Genomic DNA, 16,446 nt, shown 5'->3' on the forward strand with positions numbered 1-16,446 from the left:
GCTCAGAGATGCTGGGTTAATATATTAACGGATGCTTTTAAGGCAGCGAAAAGCAGTGGTTCAGCCGCAGAGGCTGGCTTATGCTGTGGTTTTCGCGCGCCAAGGAGAGACCATGACCCCCAGCCTGACGATCGCCAACCGCCATACCTGGTTCGGCCACGGCAGTATCAGCCAACTGATCCCGCTACTGACCGCCGAACCACAGCCGACGCTGTTGTTTAGCTGCCGCTCATTCCTCAATGGTGCGGTATATTCCTCTCTGGCCGACGCGCTGACACCGCTGCTGATCGGCACGGAGATCGTCAGCCACGAGGCTTCGCCGCAGGAGATCGACGCCTGGGTGGCACGCTGGCGCGGTAAAGCCCAGCGGGTGGTGGCCATCGGCGGTGGCAGCGTGCTGGATGCCGCCAAAGCGTTTGCCGCCCTGGTGGAGCATCCGCTGCCGACCCTGCGCTATATGGAAAAGGTCGGTGATACGAAAATCAGCGGTGCCACCCTGCCGCTGATCGCCATTCCGACCACCGCCGGTACCGGCAGCGAAGTGACCCAGAACGCGGTGATCACCGACACCCACTTCAGTAAGGTGAAAGCCTCGCTGCGCCATAACAACTTTGTGCCGCATACCGCCATTCTGGATCCTCAACTGCTGGAAGGCGCGCCGGACAAGGTACTGGCCTATTGCGCCATCGACGCCTTTACTCACCTGTTCGAAGCCTATTTGTCCAAAACCGCCAACGCCATGACCCGCGAGATGTCGCTGACCGGTATCCGCCACTTCCTGCTCGCCTGGCCGACGCTCAACCGCAGCGCCCAGGCCCGCGAGAATATTATGCAGGCCTCGTACCTTGGCGGGCTGACGCTGAGCGCTGCTGGACTGGGGGTGATCCACGGCATTGCCGGTGAGATTGGCGCATTGCGTGACTATCACCACGGCCAGGTTTGCGGCCGCCTGCTGTTGCCGTTCCTCGAAATGCTGGCACAAAGCGAACAACCGCAGCAACGGGCGCTGATGGCCGAACTCGCCGCGCGTCTGTTCCCCGAGCAACAGGACAGCCCGGAGCGCTATCTGATCGACTTTATTACCCGCCATGCCATCGCCACCTTCTGGCAGGACGACCTGCCGATTTCTGCCGACGAATTGGCGGTGACGCTGGCAAAATCCAACAGCAAGAACTCATTTATCGACTACAGCGCGCCGCAACGGCAGCTAATGATCGAAGGCGCTTTCCGCGTCGAATGATTATATAATTCGCTCAAAGTAATAGCGGGAGATGGGAAATGGGTATCGTCAGTTGGATTTTTACCGGCATCGCCATTGGTATCCTGGTCGGCGTACTGATCAAGATTTTTGGCAAGAAAAAAGACCAGTAAACATCACGCTGTTCCATGAGTCGTCAGCAGGCATTCGTGGAACAGCTTCACCACCCGCTGTGGGCTGGGTGAGCGCCGCAGTACGCTGGAATACTCGCAGTGATAGCGGAACAGCGCCGGCTTGATCGCCCGCATCATATTCTGTGCGACAAAAAACGCCGCATAGTGGTCGGGAAGAAAACCCACGTACTTGCCGGAGAGGATTAAGGTGGCGATAGACTCCTGAGCAAAACCCGTCGCCTTGCGCTGCAAATGCTGCTGTAAACTCAGCTCCATATTCGGCGAGTGATAGCCTAATCCAGCAAAAGCATAATTGTGCAGGAGATCCCAATTCAGCTCGTCGTGATTAGCGGAAAATAATTCATGTTGCGCGCCGCAATATAAGAACATCCTCTCATTAAATAATGAACTATAAGATAAACTTTCCGCACTGCGGTGCATGGGAATAATACCAATCTGAAATTGGCCGTCAATAACGCCACGTTCAATGGTATTTATTGGCTCCACATACATTTGCAAAGACACCTCCGGTGCCTGCTCACTAAATAAAGCAATCGCCCGGCCGATGTGTGCCTGTGGGTTGCTGACGGTATGGTCAAATATCGCCACGTGCAGTTGCCCGCCCAGGCGCTGGTGCACGTCATCTACTCCACGGCGAAATGCCTCGGTGGCCGCCAGCAGCTTGGTGGTTTCCTGGTAAATCAACAGCCCTTCGTCAGTGACCGCAAACCCCTCACGCCCGCGGTGGCAAAGCGTCAGCCCCAAGCGTTGCTCCAGATCCTTGATATGTTTACTGATGGTCGACAGGCTGATATTCAGCTCCAGCTCGGCCGCGCTCATGCCGCCGCAGTCGACCACCGCCTTAAATACCCGCAGTAACCGAAGGTCCATATCCGACAACTGTCCCAAAATTGCGCGCTTTTTTACTTGCATAAAACCTTAAGTAAGTTTCGATATTTGATTATTCACATTAGTGAAGAAGCGGCACATAGTCAATTTCAGGCAACAATTCATTAACACGTTTATTTATACCCTATAGCTTTTAAGTTACGGCTAGGCGACCAGCTCGCTCATCCCCAGGCGCTTACTCAAGTAAGTAACTGGGGTGAGCTAGTGCAGATAACAACGCTGTAACTTAAAAGATGACGGGTATATTTAATTAACCGTACCTATTCTCCCCCCCGGAGGGAAAAATGGCTGAATTAAATCACCCTGAAAATAAACCCGAACGTGAATGGTTAGAAGCCCATTGGATGCCGTTTACCGGTAATCGTAATTTTAAAGCCAACCCGAGAATGATAAGCCACGCTGAAGGCGTTTATTATACCAGCCAGGATGGACGCAAAATTTTTGACGGTTTATCCGGGTTATGGTGCTGCGGCTTGGGCCATGGCCGCACGGAAATAGCGGAAGCGGCTTATCGGCAACTTTCTCAATTGGATTATTCCCCGGCGTTTCAGTTTGGCCATGCATTGTCTTTTGAGCTGGCGAATAAAATTAAGGCCATGACCCCGGCCGGGTTGGACTATGTATTTTTCACCGGCTCCGGCTCCGAAGCAGCGGACACCTCATTAAAAATGGCGCGTGCCTACTGGCGAGCCAAAGGCCAGGCGGGCAAAACCTGCTTTATCGGGCGCGAAAAGGGCTACCACGGGGTTAACTTTGGCGGCATTGCAGTGGGTGGCATCGCCGGAAACCGGAAAGCCTTTGGCACCAGTGCCGAAGCTGACCATCTGCCCCATACCTTGCTGGCGGGTAACGCCTTCTCACGCGGTATGCCGGAACAGGGTGCGGAACTGGCGGAGGAGCTGAACCGGATCATCACCCTGCGTGATGCCTCGACCATTGCCGCCGTGATTATCGAACCCTTCTCCGGTTCCGCCGGAGTGATCGTACCGCCGGTCGGCTATCTGCAACGCATCCGCGAGATCTGCACTCAACACAATATCCTGCTGATTTTTGATGAAGTGATCACCGCCTTCGGCCGCTGCGGTGCCCTGACCGGTGCCGAAGCCTTTGGCGTCACGCCCGACATCATGAATATCGCCAAACAGGTCACTAACGGCGCACAACCCATGGGTGCGGTGGTGGTGCGGCCAGAGATTTACCAGGCCTTTATGGCCACCGATGAACCGGATTATTTGCTCGAATTCCCGCACGGCTACACCTATTCTGCCCACCCGGTCAGTTGTGCGGTCGGGCTGGCAACGCTGGATATCATTGAGCGCGAGCAGATAATCGAACGGGTGCAGGCACTGGCCCCCTATTTCGAGCAGGCGGTGCACGGTTTGCAGGGCTGCCGTCACGTGACCGACATTCGCAACTTTGGTCTGGCGGCCGGTATCACGCTGGCGGCGCGACCGGGGGAAGCGGCGCGCAGGCCGTATGAGGTGGCGATGCGCTGCTGGGAAAAAGGATTTTATGTCCGCTACGGCGGCGACACCCTGCAACTGGCCCCGCCGTTTATCAGCAGCGAGGCGCAGATCGATTCGTTAATCAACGCCCTGGGCGACGCCATCAACGCAACCGAATAACAGGAGCGAATACCATGCCCATTGCACATTGGATCAACGGTCAGTCCGCCACCGGCGGCAGCCGCAGCCAGCCGGTATTCGATCCGGCGACCGGGTTGTCGCAACAGCAGGTGTTGCTGGCCGACCCTGCCACGGTGGCAAGCGCCATCGACGCTGCCGAACGGGCCTATCCGGCCTGGCGCGATACCCCGCCGCTGAAGCGGGCCAGGATCATGATTCGTCTTAAAGCCCTGCTGGAGCAGCACGCTGATCACATCTGTCAGTTGATTACCGCCGAACACGGCAAGGTGCTCAGCGATGCCATGGGCGAATTGCAGCGCGGCATCGAGAATATTGAGTACGCCAGCTATGCGCCGGAGCTGCTGAAAGGCGAGCACAGCAAGGATGCCGGGCCGGGTATCGACAGCTGGAGTGAGTTCCAGCCGCTGGGGGTGGTGGCAGGCATCACGCCGTTTAACTTCCCGGCGATGGTGCCGCTGTGGATGTGGCCGATGGCAGTGGTTTGCGGCAATACCTTTGTGCTGAAACCCTCCGAACGCGTCCCCTCCTCCACGCTGTACATTGCTCAACTGGCGTCAGAGGCCGGGCTGCCACCCGGGGTGCTGAACCTGGTTAACGGTGACCGCGAGGCGGTAGAAACCCTGTTGCACGACCCACGCGTTAAAGCCGTGAGCTTTGTCGGCTCAACGCCGGTGGCAGAGCATATCTATCACACCGGCTGCGGCCAAAACAAACGGGTGCAGGCCTTGGGCGGGGCCAAAAACCATGCGGTGGTGCTGCCGGACGCCGACATCGCCGGTAGCGTCAGCGCGCTGATGGGCGCCGCCTTCGGTTCCTGCGGACAGCGCTGTATGGCAATCCCGCTGGTGGTGGCCGTGGGTGATGACACCGCCGACGCGCTGATCGCCGGGCTGCGGCAGCAAATGGCCAATATGCGGGTGGGTGCCGGTAGCGACAACCGCAACGACATGGGGCCGCTGGTCACTCACGATCATTATCAGAAGGTGAAAGGTTATATCGATCAGGGCGTTGACGAAGGTGCCAGCCTGGTGGTCGACGGCCGTGAGTTGGCGGTACGGGATGACAACGGGCAAATCAGCCAGGGGTACTTCATCGGCCCGACGCTGTTTGACCACGTACAACCCGGCATGCGGATTTATCAGGAGGAGATCTTCGGCCCGGTGTTGGGTGTGGTGCGGGTCGGCTCGTTGAAAGACGCGATGGCGATGATTGATGCCCATGAATACGGCAACGGCACCTGCCTGTTCACCCGCGACGGCGAGGCGGCACGCTACTTTTCCAGCCATATTCAGGTCGGCATGGTGGGGATTAACGTCGCCCTGCCGGTCCCGGTGGCCTACCACTCCTTTGGCGGCTGGAAGCGCTCGCTGTTTGGCGATCTGCACGCCTACGGCCCGGATGCCGTCCGGTTTTACACCAAACGTAAAACCATCACCCAGCGCTGGCCCTCATCCAGCGATGCCCAATATGCCAGCTTCAGTTTCCCATCCGGGCAGGGTTAAGCCATGACAGAACACAAATTCAAAGGCAATCTCAGCGTCCTCGACGTGGTGATGATTACCGCCTCCGGCGTCACGCCGGCCAGTTCGATCTTCGTCATTGCCCCGCTGGCCATCGCCAGCGCCGGCAGTGGCGCCTTTATCTCGTTTCTGATCGCCGCCTTTATCGCCGCCACCATCGCTTTATGCTACGCCGAATTGGGGGCCGCGCACCCCAGCGCCGGGGGTGAATACAGTATTATCAAACGGCTGTTCGGCACCCTATGCGGGTTGCAGACCTACCTGTTTATCCTCAGCGCCGCGCTGTTTGTGCCGGCAGTATTAGCCACCGGTGCGGTGCCCTACTTAAATACTGCGCTGGGCACTCACTTCGACGCCTCCACCGCCGGTATGGTCACCATTTTGATCGGCGGTGCCTGCGCAATCTTCAACATCAAGGCTAACGCGCTGTTGACCGGCACCTTCTTGGTGGTCGAGGTCGCGGTGTTGGGCCTCATCGCCTGGCTGGGGTTCAGCAACCCGCACCAGAGCGTGGAGATACTCACCTCACCGATGATGCTCAACCCCGAAGGGCTGCTGGCCCCGGTTTCCGTCCCTTTGATTGTTGCCATGGTCGGCGTGGCGCTGTTTTCCTATAACGGCTACGGCGCGGCGGTGTATATGGCGGAAGACATGCGTGAGCAGGGTAAACCCATGGCCACCGCCATCATGCTGACGCTGGTGATTGTGGTGCTGGTCGAGCTGTTGCCCTTCACCGCGCTGCTGATTGGTGCGCCATCTTTGGTTGAAATGGCCAAACAGGCCGACCCGGTCGGTTACGTGGTCAGCCAACTGGGCGGGCCGACGCTGGCACGGGTGGTCAGCGGTGCGATTTACCTGTCGGTATTCAACGCCATTATCGCCATCGTGGCGCAGTTCAGCCGGATGATGTTCTCCAGCGGACGTGACGGTTTCTGGCTGCCACAGGTGAACCGCGCGCTGAAAAAAATCCACCCGCGCTTCGGCACGCCGTGGATCGCCACCCTGCTGTTCGGCATTCCTTCGGCGCTGCTGGCCTTCTGTTCCAACCTTGGCGACCTGACCTCTTTTACCGTGATCCTGCTGTTACTGGTGTACATCATCATGGCCATCGCCGCGTTGATCAGTCGCCGCCGTGTGCACTTCCACCACCCGTATCTGATGCCATTGTGGCCGTTGCCGGTGGCGATCGCACTGATCGGCTGTCTGTACGTGTTGTGGACAATTTTGATCGCCAGCAGCCTGAAAGACTTTATTATCATTGCCGGCATCTTCTGTTTTGGTCTGGTGCTGAGCTACCTGCGCAACCGGCAGGCCATCCCGCTCGTTGAACCCTCAATTGAAGGAGAATAACCATGTCGCAGCGCGCTCAGGATTTGGGCATTAAAATCGGCCACGGCATTGCCGGCCCGCTGAACGCCATCACCGACGTGCCCGGCGTCCGGGTGGGTCATGCCAGTATCCATGCCGATCTGGCCGATGGCCGCAGCGTACGTACCGGCGTCACGGTGATCGAACCGCGTGCCGGTCAGGCCCGGCAGTCTCCCTGTTTTGCCGGGGTGCACGTGCTTAACGGCAACGGCGACGCCACCGGGTTGGAGTGGATCCGCGAAGCCGGCCTGCTCACCAGCCCCATTGCCTTTACCAACACCCACAGCGTCGGCGTGGTGCGCGACGCTTTGATCGCCCTGGAACGCGAAGCGCTGCCCGCCGACGATAAGGCGCTGTATTGGAACATGCCGGTGGTGATGGAAACCTTCGACGGCCTGCTCAACGATATCAACGGCTTTCACGTCAAGCCAGAGCATGTACGACAGGCGTTGCAGGCGGCGCATAACGGCTTGCCACAGGAAGGCGCGGTCGGCGGGGGCAGCGGCATGATCTGCCATGAATTCAAGGGGGGCAGCGGCACCGCTTCCCGCCGCCTGCCAGCCGATCGCGGCGGTTGGACGGTCGGCGCCATCGTGCAGGCCAACCACGGCAAACGTGCCTCGCTGCTGGTCGGTGGCTACCCGGTGGGCCGTCATTTGGGGCATATTCATTCGCCATTCACCCCGCAACTGCCGCATCCGGGCATGGGGTCGATTGTCGTCACTCTGGCCACCGACGCACCGCTATTGCCGCACCAATGTACCCGCCTGGCCCAACGCGCCAGCATCGGTATCGCGCGCACCGGCGGCGGCACCGAAGACTCGAGTGGCGATATTTTTATCGCCTTCGCCACCGGCAACGACGGGCTGCCGCCTGCCGATTACGCCAACAAAGGGGCCTTCACCACCCCGTTACAGATGGTGAATAACGACTACATCTCCGAGCTGTTTGCGGCGGCGGCCGAGGCGGTGGAAGAGGCGATTATCAATGCCCTGCTGGCGGCCAATACCGTTTCCGGCAACGGCCATCTGGCAGAAGGGTTAAGCGCGGATCAGTTGCTGACCGCGCTGGAACAAGCCGGCTGGCGAGCTTAAGGGTCGGGGCATCTCGCGCCCCGAGTTAATCAGGATTCGCCGCCCGGTTTGGGTGCCGGGTAGTCGTAATCCAGCTTGATCGGTTCGGCATACACGCTGTCCCACAGCTGGCTGTAGAGCTTATCCACCCGCTGGCTCATCGCCGGGCTGTGCAGTACCAGTTCCAGATTGCGCGAGTTATCCAGATAACCGCCGGTCCAGTTGCTGGTGCCAATCCACGCCGTTTCGCCGTCGATGGTCATCATTTTGCTGTGGATCACCCGGGCGAACGGGATAAAACCGCTGCTGGCCGGAGGGACAGTGACGATTTTTATCTGCACGTTCGGCACCACCGCCAGGCTTTTCAGCCAGGCGATATCCGGCTTTTTGGTGTTCCAGTTGGCCACCATCAGCTCGATCTTCACGCCGCGTGCGGCGGCGCTGCGCAGGGCGTTGTCGATCACCGCGTAGTAAGGTCGGCTGTGTTCCGGGCCATAAGACAACGGCGCGTAGTCCATCACCTGCACCCGCACGCGTTGTTTGGCGGTTGCCAACAGGCGCGGCAACTCCACCTGCGAGTCAATCACCCCCGCCGGATTATAGGCGCGTGGACTGGCGACCAAATAATTACCCTGCGGCGTTTCGGCCTTTGGCTGATAAGGCAGCTGCGGCACCGGCTTATCCGCCACCAGCAACGCCTGCGCTTGCCAGTCCTGCTCGAAGATCGCCTGGATCTGCCCGACCACCCCGGCATCGCTGATGCGCAGCCCGGTTTCATGGATATGCGCCAACGCACGCCAGTCAAAGTTCTGGCTGCCGACAAACGCTTGCTCACCGTCCACCAGCAGATATTTGGCATGCAAAATCCCGCCGCTCAGCCGCTGGTAAGGAATAATGCGCAGTTCCAGATTGGGGATCGCTTTTAGCTGTTCCAGCGTCTCAGGGGTAGAGATGCGGATGCCCTTCTCTTCCATCAGAAAACGGATTTTCACCCCGCGCTCGCCCGCCGCCTTCAGGTGTTGCAGCACGCCGTCCAGCAGCGAACCCTGTTGGTTCGCCACGTAGAACTGGCCCAGATCGATGCGGGTTTTCGCCGCATCAAACATTTGCTGCCACACTTCGGCGGTGTTGCGCAGGTCATCCGCCTGCAATGCGGTTTCCACCGGCGCGGTATACACCAATTCATAGCCGGGAATATCAAAACGCGCCGTCGCACTCTGGCTCAACATCAACAGACAGCTACCCCATAATGCAGTGTAAAGGCGGCCCAGCGGCCGCCGTGGTTGACGGCCATTAGGCATAGCGCGGCGCCTCACTGTCAACCCATTGCTCGCGGTTGCCGTTTTCCGGACGGCTGGCTGGCGCACCGGCACGGATCAGCAGCACCTTCAGCAGTTCGTTAATCCGCTCCATGCGGCTTTGCAGATAGTTGTTGCCCACCAGACACAGCAATGCAATGGCGATACCCAGCCCGGTAGCGTACAACGCGGTACCCATGCCGGCAGAGACCAGGCTCGGCTCGGAGACCCCGGAAGCGGCCAGCGCCTTAAAGGTTTCGATAATCCCCATCACCGTACCCAGCAGCCCCAACAGTGGTGCAGCGGTAACGATGGTTTCCAGCAGCCACAGGCCACGCGCCATCAGCGGTTTGCTCAGCAGGTACTGGGCGTCGATCAGATCGCCGATCGCTTCGCGGTTACCGGCGCGGTGTTTTTGCTCCAACACCGGTGAGATCACCGCCAGCGGCAGGCTGTTGCGCTGGGTCAGCTCATCCGGCAGATCGGCGGTACGACGCACGTCCAGCGTCAGCGCCTGCTCCAGTTTGCGAGCCTGACGTTGGGTATAAGCGAAATACAGCGCGCGTTCGATAATAATCACCAGCGCTATCGCCAGCGCGGCGTACATCACGTAGAAAATAATGTCGTGCAACAGATTGGCATTCATCATTCAGTCCTCCAACCCTGCGGCTTTCAGGCCGCAGGGTATAAATAGTTAAAAGGTGGCTTCCAGCGACACGCTGAAGGTACGTTCTTCCCCGACGTTGTAGTACGGCGTACTGGCCTTCACACCGTCATAAGGCACTGCGTTGAAGGTGGTGGTACGCACCGAAGTCAGGTACTCCTTGTCGAACAGATTGCTGATGCCAAAGCGCAATGCCGCACTCTTGACGATCTTCTTGTCCACCGGCAAATACACCCCCGCCGCCAGATCGACCACCGTGCGGCCGCCGATCTTCTCGTCGTTGGTCAGGTCACCGTAGAACGAACTGACGTATTTACCGCTGACGCTGCCGTAGTAACGGCTGTCGTCATAACCCAGCGTCATGTTGAGCAGGTTTTTCGGGACGTTCGGCACCTCTTTACCGCTACTCGGTAACGGCAGGCCATTGCTGACAATGTCGCTCTTCTGTTTGGATTGGGTGTAGGTATACGAGGTGTAGTAGTTGAAGTTATGCGGCAACTGACCGCTCCACTCCAGCTCCAGCCCTTTGTTCTCGACGTTGCCGATGTTCATCATCTCGTAGTCACCGGCCGGGTTGGTGGTGGAGATTTGACGATCGCTGTAGCGCATGTAGAACAGCGTGGCGCTCATCAGCATGTCTTCCTGCTGGAAACGCCAGCCCAGTTCATGGTTCCAGCTCAGCTCCGGTTTGGTGCTGATCGAGTCGCCCACGTTGTACAGCACGTAGTTTGGCGGGGTACGCATGTTACGCGTCAGGTTGTAGAACACCTGGTTTTCCGGGTTCAGCTTGTAGCTGGCGCTGAAGTTCGGCAGGAATTCATGGTATTTGGCATCACGCTTTTCCGGCACGTTATACAGGCTGCCCTTGTTATCCCCTTTTCGTTCAACGTACTGATAGGCCAATCCGCCGACGAAGGTCCAGTCCGGCGTGGCAAACCAGGTATCCTGCAGCCACACTTTTTGCGCCGGGGTGATGGTGTACTGATTACGCCCCTGCACGGTGTTGCCATTGGCGTCCTTCACCTGATCGGAACCGCCCGGTTTGCCCGAGAGTTGTTCAGGGTTACCGTCGTCCTTGATGCCGATAAACGGCTGGGTCTGCGACTGACGCGCGCGTTCATACCAATAACCAATATCCAGGCTGTGCTGATCGTTGATATCCCACTTCAGCTTGGTGGTGATACCCGGCCGCCAGGTCTGGGTCCAGGATGGGCGGTAATAGGTATTGGACTTCAAATTACTGAGATCGTACTGACCGGCCTTATCCGAAGTATTGGACAACACCGAAGCCGTTTGCCCCGTATAGCTGCCACCGTTACCCCAGTAGTAATACGGCTGCAGGGTCAACGCCAGGTTGTCGCGCAGTTGCAGCTTCTGGGTGAACGACAGGGTGAAGGTGTCAAACGGGTTACGGTTAAGTTTGTAATACTTGTTCAACTGGCCCTTGCTGTTGTATTCCGGCGTAGCAGAGTAGTCGTTGGCATAGCGGCCATCATTTTCAAACTGCGCCTTGCTCAGGGTGTTGTAGTTGACGTTATTCTGTTGGTTGTACTTCATGATCAGGTTGCTGCTGTTGCCGTTACCGTCCTCATACAACGAGTTCATTTCGAACTTGTTGGAGTACTCACGCCCTTCCCCGCGCCACTTTTTCGCCTCGGTGTGTGAGTAGGAGATCCAGTTGCTGAAACCGTTGTACTCACCGGTCTCCAGACGCGCAAAGGTTTTGCTCAGGTTGTTGCTGCCCAGCGTCTGTTTGACGAAGCCGCCGAAATCTTTTGCGGGACGGCGCGTCACCATCCCGATGTTGCCGCCGCTGGAACCGATATGCGGGCCATCCACCTCAGAGGAACCCTGGGTAACGAATATCTCTTCCAGGTTCTCCGAATCGCCCAGCAGGTTCGGGTACACCGCATAGTTGCCGGAGTCGTTGATCGGGATACCGTCCATCGACAGACCGATTTGATCGGAGTTCATGCCGCGCATGGTGTAATCAACGCCGCTCAGGCCGCTGGCGTCGTTACTGTTGACGTTCAGGCCCGGAGTGTATTTCAGTTTGTCGATGGCATTGGCCGCCGCTGGCATTTTATCCATCGCCTCTTTGGTGATGGTAGAGCGCGACTTGGCGCTGTCATCCTGCACCATCATGCCGCCGCCGAGCGATTGCCCTTTGACATTGATGGTGCCGACGTCGGTCGAGTCCGCCGCCAGCGCCGTACCCGGCAATATCGCCGACATCACTGCCAGGTAAATCCCAGATCGATTGAAAGATTTCATTGTTTCCATCCCATAAAAATCAAACTGTAATGCCAGGCATCAAGGAGCCTGATAATTGAACGTGGCTGAAAATCGTTTTGTTGTTTGCCCGTTGAAAGCCTCGCTTGGGAACGGCTTCACCTGGCTGATGCTTTGCAGACTGCTCAGCGCCGCGCGGTTAAGCAGCATGCTGGTGGCCTTATTGGCGATGCCGGACGAGAGCACCCGACCACTGCGATCGACCTCCAGCCAGACTTCGACGTTGCCCTGGGGCCGTTCAAGCGATGCCTGCCGACCACTGGGGTAGCGCTTACGCTGTTCCAGTTCGTGGCGTAACGCCTGCAGATACCCGTTTTCGATCGCCTGCGTATTCACTTTCGGCGCCACCGGGGCTGCCGGAGTAGGTTGTACCGCCGGCTTGCTGACCAATGCCCTGGGCGCTGCAGTGGCCGCGACAGGTTTGGCCTTTTCCACCGGCCTGGCTTTCTCTTTCACCGGTTTGGGCTTGGGTTTCGGCTGCGGTTTGGGCACCGGCTTGGCTTCGATAATCGGCTCTGGGGCCGGTACGACCGGCTCAGGAATAGCTTCCGGCTCCGGCGGCGGGGGTTCGGGTTGTGGCGGGGTTTCCACCGGTGGTTCCGGCTGAGGTTCAGGATCCGGTTCGACCAGCGCCAGCTCCATGGTGGTTTCGTCATAGCGTGGCTGAATTTTCAGCGCCGCCTGTTGGCTGGCAAACAGCACGCAGCCCACGACGATCAACGCTGGCAACCAGCTGAAAAGGTGACGTGAACGATAGAGCAGATACATGTCACAGCTTCCGTGTGGCGATAGAGACGGAGTAGAAACCGCCCTGGCGCAGGTTATCCATCACCGCCACCAGCCGCTCTACCGCGACGCCTTTGTCGCTGTTGACGATAATGGTGGTGGTCTGGTTTTCCTGCTGCTGTTGCTTCAGCGTGCTGACCAATGCGCTGAGCGCCAGCGGTTGACCGTCGAGTTGCAGTTGATCCCCGGCACCCAGCGTAATGATCGCCTTCTTCTGCGGTTTCAACTGCTGGGCGCTGCCAGCGGACGGCAACTGGGTTTTCAGCCCAAGGGCCGGGATCACGTTCAGGCTAATCAACACAAAAAACACCAGCAAAAACATCATCACGTCGATCATCGGGATCAGTTCGATGTGCGCTTTGTTCTTTTTCGGCTCGTTCCAGTTACGCATGGCACTCCCTCCCAAAAGCAAAGCAGCCAATATAGAGAGCCTATGTTTACCTTTTGTTACGCTTGTGTGATCTTATTTTCACAACGCACATTATTTGAGAGAATTTTCCCAGCAGGTAACTGGTCAGAGGGGTTATATAACTGGTTAATTGGATATGATTTTTAATGGAATAATGACGAAGGGGAACTTATAACAGTTAATGCATAGGCAGATAGTTTGTGATTATCCTGACACTTTATAGCAAGATCTTCAGACCGTGCTTTTGCACCAGAGAAAGTAGTTTTAGTGACGGGCCCCCCGGCAGTTTTGCACCTGACTCCCATTTTTGAATGGTTGATAAACTGGTATTCAAATAACGGGCAAAAACCGGCTGACTCAGATGCAATTGTTCACGCAGCGCCTTAATCTGATGCGGTTGCAATGCCTCTAACGGAACCAGACAAGACTCATCAAAACTACGCATTGTCTCCTGTGAAATGGCCCCAACGCGCTGCAGACCCTGCGCAGCACTGTGAATGGCTTCAAACGCGGGGCTACGAAACTCAGCCTTATTATTTTTCATGACAAATCTCCACCCATTCTTTTTGCTCAATCAGTGCAGCTATTGCCTCAGCGCTCAAACAGCCATACTGTGTCGCCAACTTTCGAAATGCCTGCAGCTCAGCCCTATTGATACTGGGCTGACTCTGCTTGGCAAACAGGAAAGTGTACACCCAGCTACTACCGCTTTTTGCCAATACCAGCGCCCGATCGCGATTACGGCTCAGACGTTTTTTGAATACGCCGCCACCTAAATCAATAGCTAAACCTCTCTGTACATCCTGAATTGCTTCGCACAAAACCACATCGGTTATGCCATGAGCATAAGCTTTTTTCGTAAACCACTTGGTTTTAAAAGTACGCATGGCGGCTGATATCCTATCGGCAATAAATGTAGCACTTAGTGATGTACTTTCCAATGACGACTTAGTCCACCAACATCTTCTCTATGTGCGTTCAGGGCAACAGAGGAAACCCAAATTTGCCAATAGCACCGAACTTTTAAATCAGCAGGAGTAACGACAAGTAAATAGTTGCGGGGTTGTACGCAAAACAGTGGTTTTCAGCCATAAAAAAAGACGCCCGCAGGCGTCTTGTTTGCAGCACTGATTTAATCAGTTCACTTTAACCGGCATACCGGAACGGGCTTTGATGGCCGCGTCCACTTCGCTCTGGTTAACGGCTGGGTCCATCATCACTTTGCCTACTGGCGCAGAGATGGTCAACGGCACCGGATCTTTCGACTTCAGCTGCTCTTCGTTAGCAGAAAGCGGGTTGTGCACTTCCAGGTAACGGGAACCGTCTGGCTCAACGCTGGCTTTGATCGGCTCGTTGATGAACTGCACGCGGGTACCGACCGGCACGTTGTCGAACAGGAACTTGATGTCGTCAGCACGCAGACGCACACAGCCGTGGCTCACGCGCAGACCGATACCGAAGTTGGCGTTGGTGCCGTGGATCGCGTACAGACGACCGACGTACAATGCATACAGACCCATAGGGTTGTCCGGACCAGCCGGGAATACCGCAGGCAGGATCTCGCCGTCAGCGGCATATTCTGCGCGCATCTTGGCGGTTGGCGTCCAGGTTGGGCCGTCTTTTTTGCGCTGTACCGTGGTGGTCCAGTTCAGCGGGGTATCTTTACCCAGTTGGCCGATACCGATTGGCAGCACGATCACCGTGTTGGTGCCTTTCGGGTAGTAGTACAGACGCATCTCGGCGCTGTTGATGACAATGCCTTCACGCGGTGCGTCCGGCAGGATCAACTGCTGTGGGATGGTCAGGGTGCTGCCGGCCTTCGGCAGGAACGGATCCACACCCGGGTTGGCTTCCAGCATATTGCTCAGGCCCATCTGGTATTGAGCGGCGAAGCTCTCCAGCGGCAGCTTACTGTCTTCCGGTACGGTGATTTGGATGTTCTCACCCACCAGACGGCTGTCTTTGGCAGGTAAAGGATAGACAACGGCGAAGGCAGCTTGGCTGAATACCACCAGTGCCGTAAACAGGGTTAGTAACGCGCGAATGCTCATTTTCATCTTCGTGTTGGTTGTGGCCACTGGCAGTTATAGGTTATTTCGGCCATGAATGACCGGATGCGCATTATATGTGCACATCGACCTAAGTGTGAAACATTACCGGCGCAATATCGAACTTTTTTGTAACCTGGTGCGGCACGAAGAGGAGTAACTGTGAAAACCGCCACTAAAACGCGGCGGTTGACGGCGGCATCCGGCGAATGGGGATCAGATATTCACAGCGGATCGCCGTGCCGCCAGCGCTACAAACGCCACCTGCTGCGGGATAGAAACGCTCGATATCCTTACCCGGCCGCCGTACGGCTTTCATCATCGGTATAGCGGTGTCGTACAGGCGGGCGATAAAGTTTTGTAACTCTTCCACCTGCCCCTGATAGGCAAAGCTGGCGTAGTCGCCCTGCTCGATCAGGACAGCTTCGCCTTCCGCTCGCTCGTCCTCCAGAGCCAGAGTATAAGCCATCCGTTGCCCACCCCGCTGCCGACTGTCGGCCTCCAGGCTGGTGAGGCCATAGACCACCGCCGACGACTCGGCTTCCATGGGGAGCATCTGACGCCAGGCATGCTGACGCAGCTCATTTTTCGACTGCAGCAGTTGCCCCAGCGTACAGCTACGATGCTGAGTACGCCCGACCAATTGCATCGCCGGTAGCGTGATAATCTCCGCCTGCGGCAACGGCCCTTCGGTCAAGCGCAGTGGGGGCTGCATGCCCTGCCCTGACCAGTCCGCACTGCGGCGGTAACCGGCTGGCGGCATACCGAACTGCTTTTTGAAACAGCGAGTGAAAGTCTGCTGGGAATCAAACTGGTACTTGTCGGCAATGAAGGCCACACCGTGGCTGGTGAGCCGCAGTTCACGCGCGGCAGCCGTCAGCCTTCTGCGCCGGGCGTAAGTTCCCAGGATCTCACCGGTTAACTCTTTAAACAGCCGCTGCAGGTGCCATTTGGAATAACCTGATTTAGCCGCGATATCATCGAGCGTCAGCGGTTGATCGAGATTTTGCTCGATCCAGGCCAGCAACGCCGTGATCACCTGTTGCTGATACATAGCGCCTC

At 57.3% G+C, this 16,446-nt stretch carries 15 protein-coding genes; 5 read left to right on the forward strand and 10 right to left on the reverse strand.

The window, feature by feature from the left end; translation table 11 throughout:
- Positions 1-112: 112 nt before the first annotated feature.
- Positions 113-1,240, forward strand: coding sequence for an iron-containing alcohol dehydrogenase (locus BEI65_RS10055; protein WP_099063194.1), 1,128 nt, complete (start codon positions 113-115; stop codon positions 1,238-1,240).
- Between the two features lie 134 nt (positions 1,241-1,374).
- Here the strand turns inward: BEI65_RS10055 and BEI65_RS10060 are convergent, their stop codons facing one another.
- Positions 1,375-2,304, reverse strand: a complete 930-nt coding sequence (locus BEI65_RS10060) for a LysR family transcriptional regulator (protein WP_099063195.1) — start codon at positions 2,302-2,304, stop codon at positions 1,375-1,377.
- A gap of 260 nt (positions 2,305-2,564) precedes the next feature.
- Here BEI65_RS10060 and BEI65_RS10070 point away from each other — a divergent pair, with 260 nt between their 5' ends.
- Genes BEI65_RS10070 through BEI65_RS10085 form a run of 4 tightly spaced genes read left to right on the forward strand, consistent with a single transcriptional unit; the run spans position 2,565 to position 7,908 of the window.
- Positions 2,565-3,905, forward strand: a complete 1,341-nt coding sequence (locus tag BEI65_RS10070; protein ID WP_099063196.1) for an aspartate aminotransferase family protein — start codon at positions 2,565-2,567, stop codon at positions 3,903-3,905.
- A 14-nt stretch (positions 3,906-3,919) separates the two neighbouring features.
- The gene (locus BEI65_RS10075; RefSeq protein ID WP_099063197.1) at positions 3,920-5,428 is read left to right on the forward strand and encodes a CoA-acylating methylmalonate-semialdehyde dehydrogenase; all 1,509 of its coding nucleotides are present in this window, start codon (positions 3,920-3,922) and stop codon (positions 5,426-5,428) included.
- A 3-nt stretch (positions 5,429-5,431) separates the two neighbouring features.
- A complete protein-coding gene (locus BEI65_RS10080) occupies positions 5,432-6,796 on the forward strand; it encodes an APC family permease (protein WP_099063198.1) in 1,365 nt (454 codons plus the stop codon).
- Between the two features lie 2 nt (positions 6,797-6,798).
- Complete coding sequence (locus tag BEI65_RS10085; RefSeq protein WP_099063199.1) at positions 6,799-7,908, forward strand: P1 family peptidase; 1,110 nt, start codon at positions 6,799-6,801, stop codon at positions 7,906-7,908.
- Positions 7,909-7,937: 29 nt separating this feature from the next.
- Here BEI65_RS10085 and BEI65_RS10090 read toward each other — a convergent pair whose 3' ends face one another.
- The 9 genes from BEI65_RS10090 to BEI65_RS10130 all read right to left on the reverse strand — a co-directional run bounded on the left by BEI65_RS10090 (position 7,938) and on the right by BEI65_RS10130 (position 16,438).
- Positions 7,938-9,188: a phospholipase D-like domain-containing protein gene (locus BEI65_RS10090; protein ID WP_099063200.1), complete on the reverse strand. Its 1,251-nt coding sequence runs from the start codon at positions 9,186-9,188 to the stop codon at positions 7,938-7,940.
- Complete coding sequence (locus BEI65_RS10095; protein WP_099063249.1) at positions 9,181-9,831, reverse strand: MotA/TolQ/ExbB proton channel family protein; 651 nt, start codon at positions 9,829-9,831, stop codon at positions 9,181-9,183. Before BEI65_RS10095 ends, BEI65_RS10090 begins: the two co-directional genes overlap by 8 nt.
- Before the next feature lie 48 nt (positions 9,832-9,879).
- On the reverse strand, positions 9,880-12,123 hold the full coding sequence (locus BEI65_RS10100) for a TonB-dependent receptor (RefSeq protein WP_099063201.1): 2,244 nt from the start codon (positions 12,121-12,123) through the stop codon (positions 9,880-9,882).
- A gap of 39 nt (positions 12,124-12,162) precedes the next feature.
- A complete protein-coding gene (locus BEI65_RS10105; protein WP_099063202.1) occupies positions 12,163-12,909 on the reverse strand; it encodes an energy transducer TonB in 747 nt (248 codons plus the stop codon).
- A 1-nt stretch (position 12,910) separates the two neighbouring features.
- The gene (locus BEI65_RS10110) at positions 12,911-13,318 is read right to left on the reverse strand and encodes a biopolymer transporter ExbD (protein ID WP_099063203.1); all 408 of its coding nucleotides are present in this window, start codon (positions 13,316-13,318) and stop codon (positions 12,911-12,913) included.
- Positions 13,319-13,553: 235 nt separating this feature from the next.
- Entirely contained in the window at positions 13,554-13,880 is a 327-nt protein-coding gene (locus BEI65_RS10115; RefSeq protein WP_099063204.1) for a DNA-binding transcriptional regulator, read from the reverse strand.
- Entirely contained in the window at positions 13,870-14,223 is a 354-nt protein-coding gene (locus tag BEI65_RS10120) for a type II toxin-antitoxin system RelE/ParE family toxin (protein ID WP_099063205.1), read from the reverse strand. Before BEI65_RS10120 ends, BEI65_RS10115 begins: the two co-directional genes overlap by 11 nt.
- Positions 14,224-14,472: 249 nt before the next feature.
- On the reverse strand, positions 14,473-15,393 hold the full coding sequence (locus BEI65_RS10125; RefSeq protein WP_099063206.1) for a L,D-transpeptidase family protein: 921 nt from the start codon (positions 15,391-15,393) through the stop codon (positions 14,473-14,475).
- Positions 15,394-15,559: 166 nt separating this feature from the next.
- Positions 15,560-16,438, reverse strand: a complete 879-nt coding sequence (locus BEI65_RS10130) for a helix-turn-helix domain-containing protein (protein WP_099063207.1) — start codon at positions 16,436-16,438, stop codon at positions 15,560-15,562.
- Positions 16,439-16,446 lie beyond the last annotated feature (8 nt).

The sequence above is a fragment of the Serratia sp. BW106 genome, from assembly GCF_002607755.1.
Classification (GTDB): Bacteria; Pseudomonadota; Gammaproteobacteria; order Enterobacterales; family Enterobacteriaceae; genus Serratia; species Serratia proteamaculans.

What these genes read in the sequence shown, in the direction of transcription:
- BEI65_RS10055 (WP_099063194.1), top strand. Translation starts at nt 113, where the DNA reads ATGACCCCCAGCCTGACGATCGCCAACCGCCATACCTGGTTCGGCCAC.
- BEI65_RS10060 (WP_099063195.1), bottom strand. Translation starts at nt 2,304, where the DNA reads ATGCAAGTAAAAAAGCGCGCAATTTTGGGACAGTTGTCGGATATGGAC.
- BEI65_RS10070 (WP_099063196.1), top strand. Translation starts at nt 2,565, where the DNA reads ATGGCTGAATTAAATCACCCTGAAAATAAACCCGAACGTGAATGGTTA.
- BEI65_RS10075 (WP_099063197.1), top strand. Translation starts at nt 3,920, where the DNA reads ATGCCCATTGCACATTGGATCAACGGTCAGTCCGCCACCGGCGGCAGC.
- BEI65_RS10080 (WP_099063198.1), top strand. Translation starts at nt 5,432, where the DNA reads ATGACAGAACACAAATTCAAAGGCAATCTCAGCGTCCTCGACGTGGTG.
- BEI65_RS10085 (WP_099063199.1), top strand. Translation starts at nt 6,799, where the DNA reads ATGTCGCAGCGCGCTCAGGATTTGGGCATTAAAATCGGCCACGGCATT.
- BEI65_RS10090 (WP_099063200.1), bottom strand. Translation starts at nt 9,188, where the DNA reads ATGCCTAATGGCCGTCAACCACGGCGGCCGCTGGGCCGCCTTTACACT.
- BEI65_RS10095 (WP_099063249.1), bottom strand. Translation starts at nt 9,831, where the DNA reads ATGAATGCCAATCTGTTGCACGACATTATTTTCTACGTGATGTACGCC.
- BEI65_RS10100 (WP_099063201.1), bottom strand. Translation starts at nt 12,123, where the DNA reads ATGAAATCTTTCAATCGATCTGGGATTTACCTGGCAGTGATGTCGGCG.
- BEI65_RS10105 (WP_099063202.1), bottom strand. Translation starts at nt 12,909, where the DNA reads ATGTATCTGCTCTATCGTTCACGTCACCTTTTCAGCTGGTTGCCAGCG.
- BEI65_RS10110 (WP_099063203.1), bottom strand. Translation starts at nt 13,318, where the DNA reads ATGCGTAACTGGAACGAGCCGAAAAAGAACAAAGCGCACATCGAACTG.
- BEI65_RS10115 (WP_099063204.1), bottom strand. Translation starts at nt 13,880, where the DNA reads ATGAAAAATAATAAGGCTGAGTTTCGTAGCCCCGCGTTTGAAGCCATT.
- BEI65_RS10120 (WP_099063205.1), bottom strand. Translation starts at nt 14,223, where the DNA reads ATGCGTACTTTTAAAACCAAGTGGTTTACGAAAAAAGCTTATGCTCAT.
- BEI65_RS10125 (WP_099063206.1), bottom strand. Translation starts at nt 15,393, where the DNA reads ATGAAAATGAGCATTCGCGCGTTACTAACCCTGTTTACGGCACTGGTG.
- BEI65_RS10130 (WP_099063207.1), bottom strand. Translation starts at nt 16,438, where the DNA reads ATGTATCAGCAACAGGTGATCACGGCGTTGCTGGCCTGGATCGAGCAA.